The sequence below is a fragment of the Empedobacter sp. UBA7494 genome, assembly GCF_002478465.1.
Taxonomy (GTDB): domain Bacteria; phylum Bacteroidota; class Bacteroidia; order Flavobacteriales; family Weeksellaceae; genus Empedobacter; species Empedobacter falsenii_B.
Genome location: NZ_DLOC01000007.1, coordinates 55,792 through 75,485 on the forward strand (window position 1 = coordinate 55,792; position 19,694 = coordinate 75,485).

Below are 19,694 nucleotides of genomic sequence, written 5' to 3' on the forward strand. Positions count from 1 at the left end.
TAAAAACTTGTTATGAATCAAATTAGATTAACAAAAGATAATATTTCTCTTTTTCCGAAATATAATAAATTACTTCAAAATGGAAAAATAAAATTCGATTCTTTAGGTCGATTAAGATATTTACATGGAGCACCAATAGGAGATTTGATTCAAATCAAAATAGATAAAAATGGAAAAACAATTTATAAAGAAATAAGTGATGAATGGTTTGATCCAGAAAGTGAAAAAGCTAAAAAATTTGTTTGGTTATAGATTTATATACAAACTAAAAAAGGAACTCTAATTGAGTTCCTTTTTTCTTGATGCGAAGCTGAAATAAATTCAGCTTGACATTTTTTCTCTACATTATCATTAATAATCCTTAAATTAGTTTATCTAACTAAGTCATCCTGAATTCGTTTCAGGAACATATCATATAAGGAATTCTGAAAATATATTATGTTTATATACTTACAAACAAATATCGAACTGTTTTTTATATTGGAGTTACCAACAATTTAATTAAAAGAATAGAAGCTCATAAAGAAGGAATTGGTTCAGCTTTCACTCAAAAATACAATGTAAAATCATTAATTTATTTTGAAGATTTTACTTCAATTAGTCAAGATATGTTAAGAGAAAAGCAATTGAAAAATTGGAAACGGGAATGGAAAATTAATTTAATTAAATCTAAAAATCCAAATTTAGAAGATATTAGTATTCTATAATAAACAAAAAAGGAACTCTAAATTGAGTTCCTTTTTATATGTTCTAAAAAGATTTATAGATTAATCCAAAACCTTTGCTCCTTTTACTTTTTGATTCGTTAAAGCAATATCCAAAACTTCTTTCATTTCTTTTACAAAATGAAAAGTCATTCCTTTTACGTATTCTGCTTTAATTTCTTCAATATCTTTTCGGTTATCTTCGCACAAAATAATTTCTTTGATATTTGCACGTTTTGCCGCTAAAATTTTCTCTTTAATTCCGCCAACTGGCAACACTTTTCCACGAAGTGTGATCTCACCTGTCATTGCTAATTTTGCTTTTACTTTTCGTTGTGTAAAAGACGAAACCAAAGACGTCAACATTGTAATTCCGGCAGATGGTCCATCTTTTGGCGTTGCTCCTTCCGGAACGTGAATATGAACTTTATAATTCTCGAAAACTTCTGGTTTAATTCCCAATTCATCCGCATGCGATTTGATGTATTCTAATGCAATTGTTGCAGATTCCTTCATCACAGTTCCTAAATTTCCTGTAATAGAAAGTCCACCATTTTTCGCTTTCGATAAAATAGATTCGATAAATAAAATATCTCCACCAACACTTGTCCAAGCTAAACCTACTACAACTCCAGGAACCTCATTATTCTCATATTGATCTGGTGTAATAGAAGGTCCTAAAATTTTAGAAATATCTTCGATTGAATATTTAGTATTAAATTCTTCTTCCAACGCAATATGTTTTGCAGCTGAACGAACTAATTTCGCAACTTTCTGATTCAATTTACGAACACCAGATTCACGCGTATAACCTGTTATTAAATATTCGATTTCTTTTTTTCCTAACACAACATCTTTCTCTTTCAAGCCATGTTCTGTTAGTTGTTTTGGTAAAAGGTGACGTTTTACGATTTCAGATTTTTCCTCGATTGTATAACCTGCAATATTAATCATCTCCATACGATCACGTAACGGACTTGGAATATCACCAATATTGTTTGCTGTCGCGATGAAAAATACTTTCGATAAATCGTAGCCAATTTCTAAGAAATTATCATAAAAAGTCGAGTTTTGCTCTGGATCTAAAACCTCTAACATTGCTGATGAAGGATCTCCATGCGCACTAGCCGACATTTTATCAATTTCATCTAAAACAAAAACCGGATTCGACGATTCAGATTTTTTGATTGACTGTAAAATTCTTCCTGGCATCGCTCCAATATAGGTTTTACGATGACCACGAATCTCAGATTCATCGTGTAAACCACCCAACGACATACGTACATATTTGCGCCCAATCGCTTCTGAAATAGATTTCCCCAACGATGTTTTACCAACACCCGGAGGTCCATACAAACAAAGAATTGGCGAACGCATATCTCCTTTCAATTTCAACACAGCAAGATGCTCCAAAATGCGTTCTTTCACATCTTCTAAACCATAATGATCATGATCTAAAATTTTCTTTGCATTCTTGATATCAAAGTTATCTTTCGTCAAGGTATTCCAAGGTAAATCCAACATAAATTCAAGGTAATTACGCTGAATATTATGTTCTGGCATTTGTGGATTTAGACGAGAAAGACGGTTGATTTCTTTATCAAAATGATTGGCTACATCTTCGCTCCAACTTTTCGTTAAAGAACGTTTGCGCATTTCATTGATTTCTTCTTCTGTCGAATTCCCTCCTAACTCTTCCTGAATCGATTTGATTTGTTGATTTAAGAAATATTCTTTTTGTTGTTGATCTAATTCTTTGCGAACTTTATTCTGAATCGTATTCTTCAACTCCAATTTCTGAAGCTCAACATTCATAAAACGCATCACTTCCATTGCGCGAAGTTTCATATCAGAAATTTCTAATAACAACTGTTTTTCATCTAAACTCAACGTTAAGTTAGACGCTACAAAGTTGATTAAAAATGTATTACTTTCGATACTTTTTATCGCTCCTGCAGCTTCCGAAGGTAACATCGGATTTTCTTCTACAATCTGAAAAGCTAAATCACGAATTGATTCAATAATAATTGGATATTCTTTGTTACGAGAAGTCGGAACTTTTTCTGACAGAATTTCTACTTCAGCCTTGAAATAAGGATCATTTGATACAAATTCTTTTACTTTAAAACGTTTCATCCCTTGTAAAATCACCGTAATGTTTCCGTCTGGCAATTTTATCATTCGCATGATTTTCGCAACTGTACCAACTGTATACAAATCGTCTTGTGTAGGATCTTCCACTGCAATTTCTTTCTGCGAAAGCACTCCAATAATGCGATCTTCTTTGTAAGCTTGTGTTAAAAGTTGTATAGATTTATCTCTACCCGCGGTAATTGGCGCAACCACACCCGGAAATAAGACGGTGTTTCTTAACGATAAAATAGGCAATACCGAAGAAATATCTTGCTTATTTAGCTTACTTTCTTCGTCTTTACTCATCAAAGGAATTAATTCGATTTCTTCTTCCATTACTTGTGCTAATGACAAATTGTCTATGTTCATAATTTTTTTATACGTTCAAAGTGTCAGTAAAACTATTTTTAACTGACGAAAGCCTTTCATAATAACAGCATTATTAAGATTTGAATCTTGTCTAAAGCATTTAGAAAAGCGAGTATAAATAAGTCAAACGTTATGCCAATAAAATATATTGTCAGTTTTTCAATAAAGGTTTTGAATGAGGATAAATATAAAAATCGGGATTTACCCGATTTTAGATTTTGCAATTACTTTGCGGTACAATTCTTCATATTGCGGAAGAATATTCGTTTTATCAAATCGTATCGCTTGTTCTTTTGCTTGATAACTAAACTCTGCCAAACGCTTTTCGTCCTCTAAAATATAAATCGCTTTTTCTGCCATCATTTCAATATCTCCTACTGGGCAAACAAAACCAGTAAGTCCATCAACATTTACTTCTGGAATTCCGCCTGCATTCGACGAAATAACCGGAACACTTGCCGCCATAGCTTCAAGTGCTGCCAAACCAAAACTTTCTTGTTCGGAAGGTAAAAGGAATAAATCTGCCGCTTTCAAAACATCATTCAAGTCACTTACCATTCCAAGACTTTTCACTTTATCTTGAATTCCAAATTCTTGAATCATTTGATCCGCCATATCCCATTCAGGACCTTCTCCAGCAATAATCAATTTCGATGGAATTTGTTTCTGGATCAAATTAAACGTTCCAATTACATCTTCAATACGTTTTACCTTTCTCAAGTTTGAAGTGTGCAAAATTACCTTCTCTTTTGGTTGCGCAAAATTATCACGACAACACACACATTTCTCTGGCAAATATTGATCATTATCAATAAAATTTGGCACAACTTCTATTTCATTTGTAATGTCAAATGCTTGTAAAGTATCTTGTTTCAAACTTTCGGAAACTGATGTTACAGCATCCGATTCGTTAATCGAAAATTCAACAGCCGTTTTATACACAGGATGTTTCCCTACCAACGTAATATCTGTTCCGTGCAACGTTGTTACAATTGGTAATTTATAACCCTTTCGAGCCAACATTTGTTTCGTAAAATACGCTGCATACGCATGCGGGATCGCATAATGTACATGAACCAAATCTAATTCGTAATGCAAAACTTTATCATACAAAATTGTACTCAACGCCAAATCGTAAGGCTGATATTGAAACAATGGATACGTTTCGACATGAATTCGATGAAAGTATATATTTGGTAATTTGATGTTTAATCTCGCAGGAACATTTGTGCTAAAAAAATGTACTTCATGACCTTTTTCCGCTAAATCCATTCCCAGTTCTGTTGCCACAATTCCACTCCCTCCGTAGGTTGGATAGCATACAATTCCTATTTTCATTCGCGATTTTTATTTAGACAAATTTAAGGTAAAATTGCTTCATAAATTACTTGTCGAATATTTTCTCGCACTTTTTTAATGGAAAGATAATTTGGCTCGACAGTTTCATTGACACGATTCGAAAGAAAAATATATACAATTTTATACTGAGGATCAGCCCAAACTATCGTTCCTGTAAAACCTGTATGACCAAAACTTTCGGATGATGGACCTATTTTAGACGTTGTTTGCATTTTATCAAATCCAGCTCCACGATGATTGCCTTTGAATTGTTGTTTGGTAAATTCCGCCACCGTTTCTGGCTTCAAATAAACCTCATCACCATATTCGCCTGCATTCAAATACATTTGCATCAATTTTGCTAAATCAATCGAGTTGGAAAATAAACCAGCATGACCAGCAATTCCGCCCATCATCGCAGCTCCTTGATCATGTACAAAACCATGAACGAGTTGATTTCTGTAGGTTTTGTCATATTCGGTTGGAATAATATCTTCTAAACTAAATTTTTCCTTTGGATTGAATGTTGTGCGATACATTCCTAATGATTGATAAAATTTCTCTTGTGTCAGTTGATTCAGATCTTTCCCAAAATCCTTTTCTAATTTCTTTTTGAAAATATAATAACCTAAATCTGAATATTCATATGATTTACGACCTAAAGATGATTTATAAATATCTTCGTAAATCGTATCTTTTATAGAATTGATGATATAAATGTTATCTGTAACTTTTATTTGATGTTCTTCGTCTTGCTTTCTCGAATAGAAATCTAAATATAATCGCGCATTTTTTACATTGACCGTTTCATTGTAAAAACCAATCCAAGGTTTAAGACCAGCTTGATGCGCTAATACTTCACGAACTTTTAAAGAAGATTTGTTCGAATTCTTAACATCATTATCGATTTCTCCAATTGTTTGATCAAGGTTTAACTTGCCTTCGTTTACCTCCAACATCAACAAAGGCAACGTCGCCGTCACCTTTGTTACCGAAGCAACATCATATAAATCTGTCCACTTCACTTTTTTTGAAGAATTTTTATCTTGTGTTCCGAAGCTTTTATCATACACTATTTTCCCATCTTTTGCGACTAAAATTTGCATTCCAGGCGTGTAATGATTTGCGATTGCTTCTTCGGCAAGTTTATCTATTTCTGAGAGTTTTTTTTTCCTAAATTCACATTTTCAGGTGCAGTAAATCCCAAACGTTTGATGTGTTTTGTTACAATTCCTTGTCCTTCTTTTAAATTTTGATTGATATCTACTGGAAATGTTCCATCTGCATCAATTGCTCCAAAAATAACTTGTGCAGCAGCTGCTTGTGCATCTTTTGTATTTTGATAATGAACTGTAACCGCGTCTAAATTTGATAAATCTAAATCTTTCAACCCGTAAGGACTTGTGAATAACGAAAAGATTTTCTTTTTGTCTTTTGGTAACGCTTTCAAAATTGCTTTCGAATTATCGGACAATTTATAAGGTTTATAAACCGTTTCATTCGATAGAAACGCTCCAGAAATAATCACATCATAATCATTCAATAAATTGATTTGATTTGGATTTGAAATCTTCACCAATTCTACATTTGTATATTTTTGTAAATGTGTCAAAAATTGATCATAATCTGTTTGTTCAAGTGGAACAAAAGCTATTTTTTGATTCAATTTTTTAATTGGTAAAAGTTTGTGTTCATTCTTTACAACTGTCGAAGCTTTTTCAAAAATCTTAGTTGTTAAAGCTAAATTTGTTGGAGAATTTAAATCTTCTAACACATTTGTAGGATTTAAAGTTTTAATCTCATTTAAACCTGTGATATATTTCGCCATCAAAATTTTCTTCACACTTTCTTCTAAACGCGCTTCAGAAATCTGACCTTTATTTATTGCATCAATAATTTTTTGTTTCCCAACGTGTACATTTTGCGAAAACAATAAAATATCATTTCCCGCTACAAATGCTCTATAATCTACATCACCAGCAGGAAACATTTTTGCTACACCATCCATATTCAACGCATCTGTAATCACAATTCCTTTGAATTGTAATTCTCCTTTCAAATAATCTGTAATAATATTTTTAGATAAAGTTGAAGGTATTTTTGGATCTGGTTCTAAAGCTGGAACATTTAGATGTGCCACCATAATTGACTGTACACCTGCATCAATCATTTTTTTGAAAGGCGCAATGTGATATTTCTCTAAATCTGCTTTATTATCTGGAATTAAAGGTAAAACTTTGTGCGAATCTTGATCCGTATTTCCATGTCCAGGAAAATGTTTTGCAGAGGATAACACGTTTTGTGCACGCATCCCATCCATATAAGCAATTCCTTTTTCTGCAACGCGATCAGGATTTGAACCAAAAGAACGATTCCCAATAATTGGGTTATTTGGATTAATATTGACATCAACCGAAGGCGAAAAATTAAACTGGACGCCCATTCTATTCGCTTGCACACCAATTTGCTTTCCAACTTGATAAATCAATTTATTATCGCGTAAAGCGCCAAGCGTCATATTCCAAGGAAAACGCTCCACTCCTTTCAATCTCATTGCCAACCCCCATTCTGCATCCATACCAATCAATAATGGAATTTTAGAAATCGATTGAAACTTATTTGTTAACTCAATTTGATGAGCCGCTTGATCTTGCATAAAAATTAATCCTCCGATATGTTCTTCTTCAATTAATTTTTGAATATTATTCTCATGCGCAGCATCTCTATTTGTATAGGCTGCAACGATAAATAACTGACCTACTTTTTCTTCCAATGACATCGAATTGTACTTTTCGTCCACCCATTTCATCTGAATAGAATCTTTGTACAATGGCGAAACTTGTTGTGCTTTCGAGGCGATAGGTAAAATAATTGTTAAGAATACGTATGCGATTACTCTTTTCATTCCGGAATAAATTAATTTTGCTTGTTTTTTCTTTTGTAGAAACATTTTTAAAGTCTAATCTGGTTAGGATTGGTAAATTTATAGTAAATTGTCAAATTAAATAAATTTATATGAGTATTTTCAGTGTTGTGCAGGATAGTATGTTGAATCATCCTGGACTAATAACTGTTTTTGGAGTTGCAGTAATTATTATGTTGCTACTTGATTTAGGTGTTTTTAATAAAAATGCACATGCAGTTTCGAACAAAGAAGCGCTTACTTGGACTGTCGTTTGGATTTCCTTGGCGATGATTTTTAGTGGAGTGATTTATTTCGTTTTTAAAGAAGCAGATGGACATGCATTTGCCATCAATAAATTTTCGCAATTTCAGGCGGCATATTGGATAGAAAAAGCATTATCTGTCGATAATTTATTCGTCTTCATCCTCGTTTTTGGGTTCTTTAAAATTCCAAAAGAATATCAACATAAAGTCCTTTTTTGGGGAATTTTAGGTGCTCTTCTTTTTAGAGCAATCTTTATTTTTGCAGGAGTTGAGTTAATTAAAATGACTTATTTACCAGCTTTTTCAATTGGAGATTGGCACTTTAATCTTGGTGATGAAGCGACTCATGCAAATTTTGCAGCAAAACAATTCTTCCGTCCAAATGTCGTTTTAACACTATTTGGTTTCTTCTTAATCGTTGCTGGAATCAAATCTTGGAAATCAAGTGATGATGATGAAAACCAAGATTTATCTCAAAATTTTGGTGTTAAACTAGTACACAAATTCTTTAAAGTTACACCAAATTTTGATGGAGATAAATTCTTTTCTGTACAAAACGGAATTAAAATGGCAACACCACTTTTCGTTGCTTTAATGGTAATTGAAGTAACTGATTTGGTTTTCGCTGTAGATAGTATTCCCGCTATATTCGCTGTTGCTCCTGACGATCCATTTATTCTATATTCATCTAATATTTTTGCAATTTTAGGACTAAGATCGTTGTATTTCTTGTTGGCAAATTCAATGGACAAATTCAATAAACTACATTACGGTTTAGCGATTATTTTAAGTTTTATCGGAATTAAAATGATTATTATGCCATTCTATCATTTCGAATCGACAGTTTCATTATCAATCATTGGTGGAGTTCTATTAACAACAATTATTTGGTCGCTAATTTCGAATAAATCGGAGGTTAAAGAGTAGATTATTACTTCGAAATAAATTTAAAAAAGCCATTCTTACGAATGGCTTTTTTAAATTTTATACATCTCACTTTTTATCTTCTATTGGTAAATTAATAACTTTTTCTAAATCTCCATATTCATTGTAATTATAAATAAATCCATATTAGAATTATGAAGAAGATATTTTTCAATTTTGACTAATCTATTGTCTATATAATAAGCATTTTTATTTTAGTTGAATCTTTCATTTCAAACTCATCATATAAATATAATGGATGAGAATATTTTCCAAAACCATTATAATATTTTTTAACCATTAAATCTTTAGAATCTGTTTTTGTAACCGAGTCATTTTGAAATTTCTTTATGTTTTGTTACAACTAAATGTTGATAAAGCAACAAGAATGCATAAAAATTTAATCATATCAACAATGTTAACAAGCTTAAATTTATAAAAAAAACTCCAAAAATGGAGCTTATATTTCTATTCTTTATTTTTTCTCAACTTTCGCTGAACCAGATGCTGGAACTAATTTTTCTTTTGCAACATCTTTCACGTTTTTCAATTCAACGTTTACAGGCTCAATCAATGATTTTGTAGGACTTTCATTACCTCTGTGGCACATTACACATGTTACAACATTGATCATTTCTGGATTTTTTGAGTTTTCCCAATTGAAATTCTTTGCGTTTATATCACGTGTCATCACAATCATATGACGTGCAAATTCCTTTTCTTTATTTGCATCACTTGCAAAATCCATCTTTTTAGTCTCAGGATTTTCGGCGTGGCAAAAATTACATTTCACACCTAAAGCAGCATTATATCCGCGCATCAAACCTTTCAAACTATCTTCTGAAATGTTTTGTGGTAACACTTTTAGGTTTTTCCATTCTGAACTTGAAATTGCTTTTCCTGTGTCAATTTGGCGAGAAGTTGTAAACGAAAAGATACTAAACATCAACGCTAAAACTCCTAAAAAAGCCATTATTCTATTTGTTTTCATTTGTTATAATCTTGTTTATACAAGGTAAAACAAATCTTAAATTGAATAAAGCCTTCATAAAAATTTGGAATAATTTTAAATAAAACCTTTAATGAATTAAAAATAGATCAATTAAAATCTCCAAACTAGTAAACGCGAAATTTTATTCCCTTGTTGCATATTTACAATTCGGTAATCTCTTACTTTTTCACGTTTCAAAATACCTTCCAAAATTCGAACATTTTCTTTCTTAGAAACCAATGTTGTAAACCATTTTACTTGATGTTTATAATCCGCACTTTCTTTTATCATTTTCGTGATAAACAGACGCTCTCCTCCTCTGCACCAAAGCTCAGAATTATTCCCACCAAAGTTTTGAATTGGTTTTTGATCAGATTTTTGACCTAAGTTTTTCAGTTTACGCATTGTTTGCTCCATCACTTCTTGGTTCGATCTAAAAAATGGAGGATTACAAATTGTAATATCAAATTTCTCGCCTTGTTTGATGATATTCTTGAAAATATTGTTTGGATTAAATTGCATTCTAATCTCAACTTTGTTACGTAATCGAGCATTTTTCTTTACAATTTCTTCTGCATTTTTGAAAGAAGCATAATCCAACTCTGCACCAACAAAGTTCCAATCGTATTCGTAATTTCCAATAATCGGATAAATACAATTCGCACCAACACCAACGTCCAAGACTTTTACATCTTTTCCACGTGGAATTACACCATCAAAATTTTCGCCCAAAATATCGGCAATGTAATGAATATAATCGGCGCGACCAGGAATTGGCGGACACAAATTATCTTTTGGCAATTCCCAATAATCGATGTCATAATATGTTTTCAACAACGCTTTGTTCAACGCTTTTACAGCTTCTCTATCCGAGAAATTAATCGTTGGTTCGTTCTCTTTATTGGGTTTGATATATTTGGAAAGTGGCGAATAAATCGCACACAATTTTTCGAAATTATAAGGCGCTAAATGACGATTGCGCGAATGTAATTTTTTTAATTTACTCTTCTTTTCGGGAGTATCCATACAAAAATATTTATGCAAAAATAAGACAACCTTTGCAGTTTTCTGCAAAGGTTGTTTTTGAATTCGTTTATTTTAATTGCTTTTGTAGCGTTTCGATTTGTTTCAAAAGATGATGAATCACTTCTAAACCTTCTATATTAACGCCCAAATTATAATGAAATTCAATAAATCGTTCGATTAATTTCAAATCATTTTCTTCGATAAAATATTCTTGGTTACGCTCGTGCAAAACAACCAAATCATTTTTGTACAAATCAATCACAAATTGAGGTTCAATCTGATGATATTTACTAAACTGAATAACAGATATCGTTACATTTTTCATGGTTTTAAGCTTTTTTAAGTGAACGTAATTTCTCGAATAATTCTTTTTCTTCTGCTGATAAATTAGTTGGAGTTTTTACTGAAAATGTCACATACAAATCTCCAAATTGATCATCTTTCTTATAAATTGGTAAACCTTTTCCTTTCAATTTAACCTTTTTATTATTCTCTGTTCCTTCTTTTATTGGAACTTTCACTTTTCCAGAAAGTGTATCAATCATCGCTTCTCCACCCAAAATTGCATCGTATAAGTCGATTTCAACAATTGTAGATAAATCTGCTCCATTAACTTCAAAAGACGTATTATTTTCGATATGAAACGTGATATACAAATCTCCATTTGGACCATTGTTATAACCTTTTCCACCGTGACCTTTTATCTTAATCGTTTGCCCATCTTCTACTCCAGCTGGAATTGTAATTCGAATATTTTTACCATTCACAGCAAAAGTTTGTTTATGCGAAGTCAATGTATCTGTCAAATTTAGTGTCAAACTGGCATTAACATCTTGCCCTTTATAACCTGTTGATCTACTCCTTCCTTCGCGTCCAAACATCGAACTGAAAAAATCTGAATAGCCATCAAAATCACCAAAACCTTCAGCTCCATCAAAATCGCTATTACTATATTGATATTGTTGCTGTTGTTGCTGACGAGCTTTTTCATATTCTTCACCATGTTGCCAATTTTCTCCATATTTATCGTATTTTTTACGTTTTTCTGGATCGCTCAACACTTCGTTTGCTTCATTTAATTCTTTAAATTTCTGTGCAGCTTCATCGTTATTTGGATTAAGATCGGGATGATACTTACGCGCCAATTTCCGATAAGCTTTTTTTATCTCATCTTGTGATGCGGTCTTTTGCAGACCTAATGTTGTATAATAATCTATAAAAGCCATAGTAATTAATAAGTTTGTGTGGTAATTTAATCAAAATCAGTTCCAATTTTTTCAAAACTGACAATACGACTTATTCTTTTTTATCTATTTTAAACCTTTTAATATTTTATCCGAAAAAGATAAATTTATTATGATTAATTCATAAATTTTCAAAAATAATTTGGATATATTCAAAAAAATCAATTATTTTTCATTTATAAAAGAAAGTTATGAATAGAAAAAATTTTTCGAAAAATATATTAATTGGATCGGCGGTTGGTGACGCATTAGGAGTTCCAGTTGAGTTTAAAAGTAGGCAATATTTACAACAAAATCCTGTCACAGATATGATGGGTTATGGAACATACAATATGCCTCCTGGCACTTTTTCTGACGATAGTTCGATGATGTTTTGCTTGGCTGAATCGTTGTGTAATGGTTATAATGTGAATGATATTGCAGAAAAATTTCAGATGTGGATGCACGAAGGTTATTGGACAGCTGACGGAGAAGTCTTTGATGTTGGAATTTCTACACGAAAAGCAATAAATCGTTTACGAGTTGTAAAAAATCCAATTGAGGCTGGTTCTACAGCCGAATCTGATAATGGAAATGGATCGTTAATGCGTATTCTTCCTTTAGCAATTTTCACGAAAGATTTATCGATTGATGAACGCTGTGAAATCGTCAAAGAAGTTTCTTCTATCACGCATGCGCACAATCGTTCTGTTTTGGCGTGTATTTATTATATTGAATTTGCGTTGAACGTTTTAGATGCCGAAAATCTAGAAGAAGCTTATCTGAACACAAATTTTTGGTTAAAATTATTCTTAGAAGAAAATGAAATTTATAAAAATGAATTTACATATTTCGAACGAATTTTAAGTGGAAAACTAATTGATTTAAAAGAAGATGAAATTAAATCAACTGGTTATGTCATGGATAGTTTAGAAGCTTCTATTTGGTGTTTGCTACATACAAGTTCGTATAAAGATTGTGTTTTGAAAGCGGTGAATTTAGGACATGATACCGATACAATTGCTTGTATTGCTGGTGGAATTGCAGGGATTTATTATGATGCAGAAACAATTCCGACCAATTGGATTGAGCAATTAGCGCGAGTGGATGATATTTTACATTTAGCAGAACAATTGGAAGAAAAATATGAATTTTAGAAAGCTTGAACTATTCTAAATTCACCAAAAACATTTTCGTAAATTTGCAAAATGGAAAGTCAAAAAAATAATCCATTACACGGAAAACGTTTAGACGATATTATCGAAGAATTAGTAATTTATTACGGCGGTTGGGAAGGTTTGGGAAATCAAATTAACATCAGATGTTTTAATGATAATCCAAGTTTGAAATCATCGTTGAAATTTCTTCGAAAAACAGATTGGGCACGTGCAAAAGTAGAAGAATTGTACATTAAGAAAATTGCAAAATAATGAGTGCAACTATTCTTGAAGAAAAGATTTTTATTGATTCTGAGCTCTTAACCAATATCGAAGAAGAAAGTCAGGTTATTATACATTGTTGTATGGCGGCAGATGAATATGCAAATGCTGCACGTATTTGGCCTTCTACTTTTATTATTGATAATCAATCAGGAAAACGTTGTCAATTGGTTTTTGCGGACGGAATTACAATGTATCCAAATTGGACGTATATCGAAGAAGGTTCGTCTCTTCATTTCACTTTAATTTTTAATGGTTTGCCAAAAAGTTGTCAATCATTTGATTTAGTCGAAATTATTCCGCAAGCTGGAGGATTTGAATATCGAAAAATAAATCGAAATAAAAGCGATGTTTATCACGTCGAATTTTCAGAATAAATTAAAAAAAATGCGTTTCATTTGAAACGCATTTTTTAATAATATAAACTGTATTTTTTATTGAATTACTCCAATATCATTTCGATAATATTCGTAATCAAAATGTACTTTTTTGATGTTTTCGTAAGCAGTTTCACGTGCTTCTTCTAATGTATTTCCTAATCCAACTATGTTGATTACGCGTCCACCAGAAGTAACAATTTGTTCACCTGATAATTTTGCACCAGCAATAAAATTAGGACAAGTTACATTTTCTAAACCACGAATCTCAAAACCTTTGTCGTAATTTCCTGGATATCCTCCCGAAACCATCACCACACAACACGCATGTTGATTTTTGAAAGTCAAGTCAAAATCTTCTCCTTTAATTGCTTTATTTACAACCTCAGCCAAATCATTTTCTAACAAAGGTAAAGTTGTTTGCGTTTCTGGATCGCCCATTCTTAGGTTATATTCCAACAAATAAACACCTTTTGTTGTAATCATCAATCCAAAGAAAATAACACCAGCAAACTCTGATCTTTCCTTAATTAAACCACATTTTGTTGGCTCCATAATTTCTTCTTCGAACATTTTGAAATGCTCTTCCGTAAACAATGGATTTGGAGCGATAACGCCCATTCCACCAGTATTAAGACCAGTTTCTCCTTCACCAATTTTCTTGTGATCTTTTGCCGAAACAAATGGAACGATTTTTTTCCCGTTAAAGAAAGACAAAATAGAGGCTTCAAAACCTTCTAAATATTCTTCAATAACCACTTCGTTTCCTGCATCACCAAAGGTTTTATCTTCCATGATATCCAAAACAGCTTGTTTTGCTTCTTCAAAATCTTGGCAGATAATAACTCCTTTTCCAGCCGCTAAACCAGAGGCTTTCACTACAATTGGATAATCTTGTGTTTTCAAATAATCAATCGCCAACATTGGTCCTTGAAAATTTTTATATTTTGCTGTTTTCACACCATATTTATCCATAAAATCCTTCGCAAAAGCTTTAGAAGCTTCTAATTGCGCAGCTGCTTTATGAGGTCCAAAAACATTTAAATTCTCTTTCTGAAAAATATCAACGATACCTTCTGCTAATTCAGCTTCTGGTCCAACAAAAGTTAAATCGATTTGATTTTCTTTCGCGAAATTTTTCATTTCTTCAATCGAAGAAACTGAAACGTTTGTTCCGATTTGAGCTGTTCCTGCATTTCCTGGAATAAAAAACAATTCTAAATCTTGTCCTTTTTGCTTGAAATCTTCAGCAAACTTCCATCCTATTGCATGTTCACGACCACCTGAACCGATTACTAAGATGCGAGTTGCGGTTTGCGATTCGCGGTTTGCGCTATTATTTTGTTCCATTGTTTTTCTTTGTTAAATAGTTTTGAAAATTATTATTCATTCTACAATAATGATCAATTAATTCTAAAGCTTCATTTAATTCTGACTCTGTTATATAATTCAACTCAAAAGCTATTATTAATTGAGCTTCAACCTCAAAATCAGAACCTTTTGAAATAGATAGAAAATTAATCATTTGCTGATTTGAATTTCTTCCAGAACCTTCTGCGATATTTGAAAGAATTGAAACAACTGCTCTTTTTATTTGAACAGTTAATCCATACTTTTCTGATTCTGGAAATTTATTAGAAAGATTATAAACCAGTCTTAAAATTTCCAAACTTTTTTGCCATACGTCTAAATTGCTATAACTTCTCATTTACACTAAGTTAATCTTAAATTCCAACATCGCAAAACGAATATCGCATATCGAATTTTAGTGCATAAAATGTCTCATTCCTGTGAAAACCATCGGGATTTCGCGTTCATTACAAGCATCGATAGACTCTTGATCTTTGATTGATCCTCCTGGTTGAATAATTGCTTTAATTCCATTTTCTGCTGCAAAATCAGCTACATCACGGAAAGGGAAAAATGCATCTGAAGCTAAAACTAAATCTTCTTCCACTTTTTCTTTTGCACGTGCAATCGCTTGTTGAGCCGCCCAAATACGATTCGTTTGACCTCCACCGATTCCGTAAGCTTGACCATTTGTCGCTACAACAATCGCGTTAGATTTTACCCATTTTACAATTTTTTGAGCAAAAACTAAATCAGTCATTTGACGATCTGTTGGTTGAGCTTCTGTTACAACTTTAAGATCTGTTGAAAACTGATTATCTGTAGACTGAACAATTAATCCTCCATCAACTTTTACATAAGTTACTTTATCCGAAACAGGATTCTTCACTTTGATGATTCGTAAATTTTTCTTTTGTTTAAAAATTTCTAACGCTTCTTCTGTAAATGAAGGCGCAATCACAATTTCTAAGAAAATTTTATTTAATTCAACTGCAGTTTTTCCATCAACTTCTCTATTGAAAGCGATGATTCCACCAAAAATTGACATTGGATCACATTCATAAGCTTTTTCATAAGCTTCTAAAACATTATCTCCAATCGCCACTCCACAAGGTGTTGAATGTTTCACTGCACAACAAGTTATTTCTTCAAATTCTGAAACTACTTTATAAGCCAAATCCATATCACGAATATTATTGAAAGAAAGTTCTTTTCCTTGTAAATATTCGAAATCTTTCATTGCACCATTTTTTGTTTTATCAACATAATAAGCCGCTTTTTGATGTGGATTTTCTCCGTAACGTAAATCCATCACTTTCTCGTAAGAAGACTCTAAAAATTGAGGGAAATCTTCACCTAAAATGTAAGTAGAAATCGCCGCATCGTAAGCAGAAGTTAAGTTGAACACTTTACCAGCACATAATTTACGCGTTTCGATAGAAGTTGAACCATTCTCACGAATTTCATTCATTACTATTTCATAATCATTCACATCTGTCACAACTGTTACATCATAAAAATTCTTTGCAGAAGAACGTAACATTGATGGTCCACCGATGTCAATAAATTCAATCATTTCAGCTTCAGAAAGACCTGTGTTCATCTTTTCGAAGAATGGATAAAGATTTACAATAACAATATCGATTGGGTTAATTCCGTGTTCTGCAATTGTTGCCATATGGTTTTCGTCCGAACGACGCGCCATAATACCACCATGAATTGCAGGATGTAAAGATTTTACGCGACCATCCAAAATCTCAGGAAAACCAGTTACATCTTTTACTTCTGTAACTTCGATTCCGTTGTCTTGTAAATGTTTGAATGTTCCTCCAGTTGATAAGATTTTGTAGTCTTGTTCAACCAAGAATTTTGCAAATTCTAACAAGTTCGACTTGTCCGAAACACTGATTAGCGCTTGTTTTTGCATTGTGTTTAGTTTTTAAAGTTTATTGTTTGTTTACTATTTTATTGGAAATGAAAAACCTCAATGTACAAGACATTGAGGCATTCTATATTTTATGCTTCGCTGATTTGCTTGATTGCCTTGATGTAGATTTCACTTTCTACCTCAGCAACTTTACGCTGTAAATCTGCTACTTCATCACCTTCTTCAATTTCAAAAGTTCCTTGACAAATAATTTGTCCTTCGTCTACACCAGCCGTTACAAAATGTACAGTTGCTCCTGATGTTTTTTCACCAGCTTCTAAAACTGCTTTGTGAACTTTCGCGCCATACATTCCTTTTCCACCAAATTTTGGTAATAATGCAGGATGAATATTAATCATTTTCGAGCCCCATTTCGAGGTAAATTCTGGAGATAATATGGTTAAAAAACCTGCCAAAACAATTAAGTCGATTTCTTCTCCTTCTAAATTATGTTCAGCATCTTCCGAAAAAGTTTTTCGGTCTAAGACATACGTTCGGATATCTTTATCCAAAGATCGTTCTATTGCATAACAATCTCGGTCTGCCATTACCATCGAAATCTCGACATTTGGTAACGTTCCGTCTTCAACTGCATCAATAATATTTTGAAGATTTGTTCCGCCACCGGAAACAAATACAGCTATTTTCATGTTTGTTTGTAAGTAATCTTGTTTGTTTTACAAAGATAAGATTTTAGTTGATGCAAGTCGAAAAATATAACGTGGATTTAATCTATTTATTAATGATTTATTCACAATTAAAAACAAGAAAGGCTATCTCAAATTGAAATAGCCTTTTGAAAATATTTTTTAGTGCCCTTGAGTTCCGTCAACTCCATGTGCGTGTCCGTGAGATAATTCTTCCTCAGTTGCTGGACGAACATTAAGAATTTCAACTTCAAATTCTAATGTTTTTCCTGCCATTGGAGGATTCAAATCTGCAATTACAGCCTCTTCTGTCACTTCTACAACTGAAGCACGGAATTGATTTCCTGCATCATCAGTCAAAGGTAAAATTGCTCCAACTGGTGGCAATCCAGATTCTTTGAACATATCTAAAGGTAATTGAGCAACAGCTTCTTCTACTCTTTCACCGTATCCTTCTGCTGGAGTAATTACGAATGATTTTTTATCACCAATTGTTAATTCTTTTAATTCTTCTTCAAATTTTGGAATCATCATTCCAGCTCCAAATAAAAAAGTTAATGGCTCTTCTGTATTTGATTGTTCTACAAATACTTTTTCACCATTCGCTTCGATGGTATGTAATGAGTAGTTTACTGAAACTACATTATTGTTTTCTATTGACATAAATTGTAAATTATGGATGCTTTTAAAAAGCGTTCATTTTTAATACTTATCTTTTAACAACAACTATTCCTTTCGAATAATTTGACCAATTTTGTCAGTTATTTAGATTTTTGAACTGACAATTTTTATTTAATCTATAAAAAGTAATGCTTTTTTGATGTCTTCATAACCAATTTCACCATTGAAATAATCATAAATTGGTTTTAAAACTTTATTCTCTTCAAATTCGATTTCACTATACGCTAATCGAACTTTATCAATAATTTTATCAGAAGGTTTAAATTTTGAATAATCCAAATCAGGCTCACTTTCTTTGATTTTACCAATATGATCGACAATTGCTGAAGTAGTTAAACCTCTTTTCTCTGCGATTTGATCTAAAGACAAACCTTCTTTCACATATTCTAATGTAATTTCGTAAGTCGATTTCTTTTGTCCTTTTTCTTTGGTTTTATTCTTTTCGATATTTTTTGCAATTTGTTTTTTATCCAAAGTTCCACCAGAATATCGGATAAAAGCAGCCCAAGAGTTTTGCAATTCTTTTTCATCTAGAAACTCATCCATTTCATTCGATAAAACCTGAAAACGTCTATCAGCCTTCATTGCAAGTGAATCAATTTCTAAAGCTGTTTGATTCAATCCGTGTAACATCAACGAATTTAAATCTCGTAAACGTGAAAGTGCAACATACCCTTGTCCTTTTTCGAACGCTTTTGATAAATCAATAAACGCAGAATCTAACGTCATTCCTTGTGATTTATGAATCGTAATCGCCCAAGCCAAACGCAACGGAACTTGTGTAAATGAAGCCAATGCTTTTCCGCTTTCGTCCTCTATTGCCCACGTTTCTGGTTTTGCAATGTAAAATTCTCCATCTAATGTTTTGATAATTGGCTCGTCTTTTTCAGTATACCCCGAAACATTTCCAAGCGTTCCGTTTACAAAACCAACTTCGAAATTGTTACGAACAAACATCACTTTCGCTCCTATCTTCAATTCTAAAACTTCTTCTGCTAAAACAGATTTTTTAAGAACCTCAACCAAAGCTGGATTTCCCGCAACTTTTGCTTCAAATGTTTTGGAAGATGAATCAATATTAATCAATTGACCTTTATTAATTCGGTCCACATCCATATTATGTGTATACAAACGAGTTTGTGAATCTATTTCATCTGGAAAATATTCGATTCGAGTTTCTAATAAATCAACTGTTTTTTGCGAAATATTCCCCGAACGAATTTCATTCAAAATATCATTCAATGCATTGTTTGTTTGACGATATTGCTCTGTCAAATAACAAATATGCACTTTTGATTGAACCCAAGCATCGGACATAAAACAGAATTTATCTTTCGATTCTTCCCACTCTTCACCAATCGGCGGTAACTGAAAAAAATCTCCCGAAAAAATTACTT

At 32.4% G+C, this 19,694-nt stretch carries 20 protein-coding genes; 6 read left to right on the forward strand and 14 right to left on the reverse strand.

Annotation, left to right across the window (positions count from 1 at the left end):
* Positions 1 to 12 precede the first annotated feature (12 nt).
* Together B4E95_RS00845 and B4E95_RS00850 are read left to right on the forward strand one after the other, a co-directional pair.
* Positions 13 to 252 (forward strand): hypothetical protein, encoded by a 240-nt coding sequence (locus B4E95_RS00845; protein WP_286496285.1) that lies wholly within the window; start codon positions 13 to 15, stop codon positions 250 to 252.
* Between the two features lie 194 nt (positions 253 to 446).
* A complete protein-coding gene (locus tag B4E95_RS00850) occupies positions 447 to 707 on the forward strand; it encodes a GIY-YIG nuclease family protein (RefSeq protein WP_312067505.1) in 261 nt (86 codons plus the stop codon).
* Positions 708 to 767: 60 nt separating this feature from the next.
* Here B4E95_RS00850 and lon read toward each other — a convergent pair whose 3' ends face one another.
* From lon to B4E95_RS00870, 4 genes are all read right to left on the reverse strand, one after another.
* Complete coding sequence (lon, locus tag B4E95_RS00855; protein WP_291089182.1) at positions 768 to 3,206, reverse strand: endopeptidase La; 2,439 nt, start codon at positions 3,204 to 3,206, stop codon at positions 768 to 770.
* A 201-nt stretch (positions 3,207 to 3,407) separates the two neighbouring features.
* The gene (gene bshA / locus B4E95_RS00860) at positions 3,408 to 4,544 is read right to left on the reverse strand and encodes an N-acetyl-alpha-D-glucosaminyl L-malate synthase BshA (RefSeq protein WP_291089184.1); all 1,137 of its coding nucleotides are present in this window, start codon (positions 4,542 to 4,544) and stop codon (positions 3,408 to 3,410) included.
* Between the two features lie 23 nt (positions 4,545 to 4,567).
* Positions 4,568 to 5,650: a serine hydrolase domain-containing protein gene (locus B4E95_RS00865; RefSeq protein WP_291089186.1), complete on the reverse strand. Its 1,083-nt coding sequence runs from the start codon at positions 5,648 to 5,650 to the stop codon at positions 4,568 to 4,570.
* A 44-nt stretch (positions 5,651 to 5,694) separates the two neighbouring features.
* The gene (locus B4E95_RS00870; RefSeq protein WP_291063978.1) at positions 5,695 to 7,449 is read right to left on the reverse strand and encodes a glycoside hydrolase family 3 protein; all 1,755 of its coding nucleotides are present in this window, start codon (positions 7,447 to 7,449) and stop codon (positions 5,695 to 5,697) included.
* 110 nt (positions 7,450 to 7,559) lie between these two features.
* On the opposite strand from B4E95_RS00870, the gene B4E95_RS00875 reads away from it, so the two are divergent.
* Positions 7,560 to 8,639, forward strand: a complete 1,080-nt coding sequence (locus B4E95_RS00875) for a TerC family protein (RefSeq protein ID WP_180904861.1) — start codon at positions 7,560 to 7,562, stop codon at positions 8,637 to 8,639.
* A 472-nt stretch (positions 8,640 to 9,111) separates the two neighbouring features.
* On the opposite strand, the gene B4E95_RS00880 is transcribed toward B4E95_RS00875, so the two are convergent.
* From B4E95_RS00880 to B4E95_RS00895, 4 genes are all read right to left on the reverse strand, one after another.
* Positions 9,112 to 9,627 (reverse strand): c-type cytochrome, encoded by a 516-nt coding sequence (locus B4E95_RS00880; protein ID WP_291063981.1) that lies wholly within the window; start codon positions 9,625 to 9,627, stop codon positions 9,112 to 9,114.
* A gap of 111 nt (positions 9,628 to 9,738) precedes the next feature.
* The gene (rlmF, locus tag B4E95_RS00885) at positions 9,739 to 10,653 is read right to left on the reverse strand and encodes a 23S rRNA (adenine(1618)-N(6))-methyltransferase RlmF (protein WP_291063983.1); all 915 of its coding nucleotides are present in this window, start codon (positions 10,651 to 10,653) and stop codon (positions 9,739 to 9,741) included.
* A gap of 67 nt (positions 10,654 to 10,720) precedes the next feature.
* Positions 10,721 to 10,978: a chaperone modulator CbpM gene (locus B4E95_RS00890; protein ID WP_135834956.1), complete on the reverse strand. Its 258-nt coding sequence runs from the start codon at positions 10,976 to 10,978 to the stop codon at positions 10,721 to 10,723.
* A gap of 4 nt (positions 10,979 to 10,982) precedes the next feature.
* Positions 10,983 to 11,879 (reverse strand): DnaJ C-terminal domain-containing protein, encoded by an 897-nt coding sequence (locus tag B4E95_RS00895; protein WP_221855517.1) that lies wholly within the window; start codon positions 11,877 to 11,879, stop codon positions 10,983 to 10,985.
* Between the two features lie 209 nt (positions 11,880 to 12,088).
* Between B4E95_RS00895 and B4E95_RS00900 the strand changes: the two genes are divergently transcribed.
* Genes B4E95_RS00900 through B4E95_RS00910 form a run of 3 tightly spaced genes read left to right on the forward strand, consistent with a single transcriptional unit; the run spans position 12,089 to position 13,692 of the window.
* Entirely contained in the window at positions 12,089 to 13,033 is a 945-nt protein-coding gene (locus B4E95_RS00900) for an ADP-ribosylglycohydrolase family protein (RefSeq protein ID WP_221855519.1), read from the forward strand.
* A 51-nt stretch (positions 13,034 to 13,084) separates the two neighbouring features.
* Positions 13,085 to 13,306: a VF530 family DNA-binding protein gene (locus tag B4E95_RS00905; protein WP_038332359.1), complete on the forward strand. Its 222-nt coding sequence runs from the start codon at positions 13,085 to 13,087 to the stop codon at positions 13,304 to 13,306.
* Positions 13,306 to 13,692 (forward strand): hypothetical protein, encoded by a 387-nt coding sequence (locus tag B4E95_RS00910; RefSeq protein ID WP_114999543.1) that lies wholly within the window; start codon positions 13,306 to 13,308, stop codon positions 13,690 to 13,692. The genes B4E95_RS00905 and B4E95_RS00910 overlap by 1 nt, the downstream gene beginning before the upstream one ends.
* Before the next feature lie 57 nt (positions 13,693 to 13,749).
* On the opposite strand, the gene purD is transcribed toward B4E95_RS00910, so the two are convergent.
* From purD to B4E95_RS00940, 6 genes are all read right to left on the reverse strand, one after another.
* Positions 13,750 to 15,042, reverse strand: a complete 1,293-nt coding sequence (gene purD / locus B4E95_RS00915; RefSeq protein WP_125349024.1) for a phosphoribosylamine--glycine ligase — start codon at positions 15,040 to 15,042, stop codon at positions 13,750 to 13,752.
* Positions 15,029 to 15,400: a four helix bundle protein gene (locus B4E95_RS00920; protein WP_291089190.1), complete on the reverse strand. Its 372-nt coding sequence runs from the start codon at positions 15,398 to 15,400 to the stop codon at positions 15,029 to 15,031. The genes purD and B4E95_RS00920 overlap by 14 nt, the downstream gene beginning before the upstream one ends.
* A gap of 57 nt (positions 15,401 to 15,457) precedes the next feature.
* Positions 15,458 to 16,969 carry a bifunctional phosphoribosylaminoimidazolecarboxamide formyltransferase/IMP cyclohydrolase gene (gene purH / locus B4E95_RS00925; RefSeq protein WP_291089192.1) on the reverse strand — a complete coding sequence of 504 codons (1,512 nt, stop codon included), beginning with the start codon at positions 16,967 to 16,969 and terminating at the stop codon, positions 15,458 to 15,460.
* Between the two features lie 89 nt (positions 16,970 to 17,058).
* Positions 17,059 to 17,619, reverse strand: a complete 561-nt coding sequence (gene purN, locus B4E95_RS00930; RefSeq protein WP_219034718.1) for a phosphoribosylglycinamide formyltransferase — start codon at positions 17,617 to 17,619, stop codon at positions 17,059 to 17,061.
* A gap of 159 nt (positions 17,620 to 17,778) precedes the next feature.
* Positions 17,779 to 18,279: an FKBP-type peptidyl-prolyl cis-trans isomerase gene (locus tag B4E95_RS00935; RefSeq protein ID WP_038332370.1), complete on the reverse strand. Its 501-nt coding sequence runs from the start codon at positions 18,277 to 18,279 to the stop codon at positions 17,779 to 17,781.
* 129 nt (positions 18,280 to 18,408) lie between these two features.
* The coding region (locus B4E95_RS00940; protein ID WP_291089196.1) for a helix-turn-helix domain-containing protein at positions 18,409 to 19,694 on the reverse strand (1,286 nt) is incomplete at its 5' end.

What these genes read in the sequence shown, in the direction of transcription:
- purH (WP_291089192.1), bottom strand. Translation starts at nt 16,969, where the DNA reads ATGCAAAAACAAGCGCTAATCAGTGTTTCGGACAAGTCGAACTTGTTA.
- B4E95_RS00910 (WP_114999543.1), top strand. Translation starts at nt 13,306, where the DNA reads ATGAGTGCAACTATTCTTGAAGAAAAGATTTTTATTGATTCTGAGCTC.
- B4E95_RS00935 (WP_038332370.1), bottom strand. Translation starts at nt 18,279, where the DNA reads ATGTCAATAGAAAACAATAATGTAGTTTCAGTAAACTACTCATTACAT.
- B4E95_RS00875 (WP_180904861.1), top strand. Translation starts at nt 7,560, where the DNA reads ATGAGTATTTTCAGTGTTGTGCAGGATAGTATGTTGAATCATCCTGGA.
- rlmF (WP_291063983.1), bottom strand. Translation starts at nt 10,653, where the DNA reads ATGGATACTCCCGAAAAGAAGAGTAAATTAAAAAAATTACATTCGCGC.
- B4E95_RS00920 (WP_291089190.1), bottom strand. Translation starts at nt 15,400, where the DNA reads ATGAGAAGTTATAGCAATTTAGACGTATGGCAAAAAAGTTTGGAAATT.
- lon (WP_291089182.1), bottom strand. Translation starts at nt 3,206, where the DNA reads ATGAACATAGACAATTTGTCATTAGCACAAGTAATGGAAGAAGAAATC.
- B4E95_RS00870 (WP_291063978.1), bottom strand. Translation starts at nt 7,449, where the DNA reads ATGAAAAGAGTAATCGCATACGTATTCTTAACAATTATTTTACCTATC.
- B4E95_RS00905 (WP_038332359.1), top strand. Translation starts at nt 13,085, where the DNA reads ATGGAAAGTCAAAAAAATAATCCATTACACGGAAAACGTTTAGACGAT.
- B4E95_RS00890 (WP_135834956.1), bottom strand. Translation starts at nt 10,978, where the DNA reads ATGAAAAATGTAACGATATCTGTTATTCAGTTTAGTAAATATCATCAG.
- B4E95_RS00895 (WP_221855517.1), bottom strand. Translation starts at nt 11,879, where the DNA reads ATGGCTTTTATAGATTATTATACAACATTAGGTCTGCAAAAGACCGCA.
- B4E95_RS00900 (WP_221855519.1), top strand. Translation starts at nt 12,089, where the DNA reads ATGAATAGAAAAAATTTTTCGAAAAATATATTAATTGGATCGGCGGTT.
- B4E95_RS00845 (WP_286496285.1), top strand. Translation starts at nt 13, where the DNA reads ATGAATCAAATTAGATTAACAAAAGATAATATTTCTCTTTTTCCGAAA.
- bshA (WP_291089184.1), bottom strand. Translation starts at nt 4,544, where the DNA reads ATGAAAATAGGAATTGTATGCTATCCAACCTACGGAGGGAGTGGAATT.
- purD (WP_125349024.1), bottom strand. Translation starts at nt 15,042, where the DNA reads ATGGAACAAAATAATAGCGCAAACCGCGAATCGCAAACCGCAACTCGC.
- purN (WP_219034718.1), bottom strand. Translation starts at nt 17,619, where the DNA reads ATGAAAATAGCTGTATTTGTTTCCGGTGGCGGAACAAATCTTCAAAAT.
- B4E95_RS00880 (WP_291063981.1), bottom strand. Translation starts at nt 9,627, where the DNA reads ATGAAAACAAATAGAATAATGGCTTTTTTAGGAGTTTTAGCGTTGATG.
- B4E95_RS00865 (WP_291089186.1), bottom strand. Translation starts at nt 5,650, where the DNA reads ATGCAAATTTTAGTCGCAAAAGATGGGAAAATAGTGTATGATAAAAGC.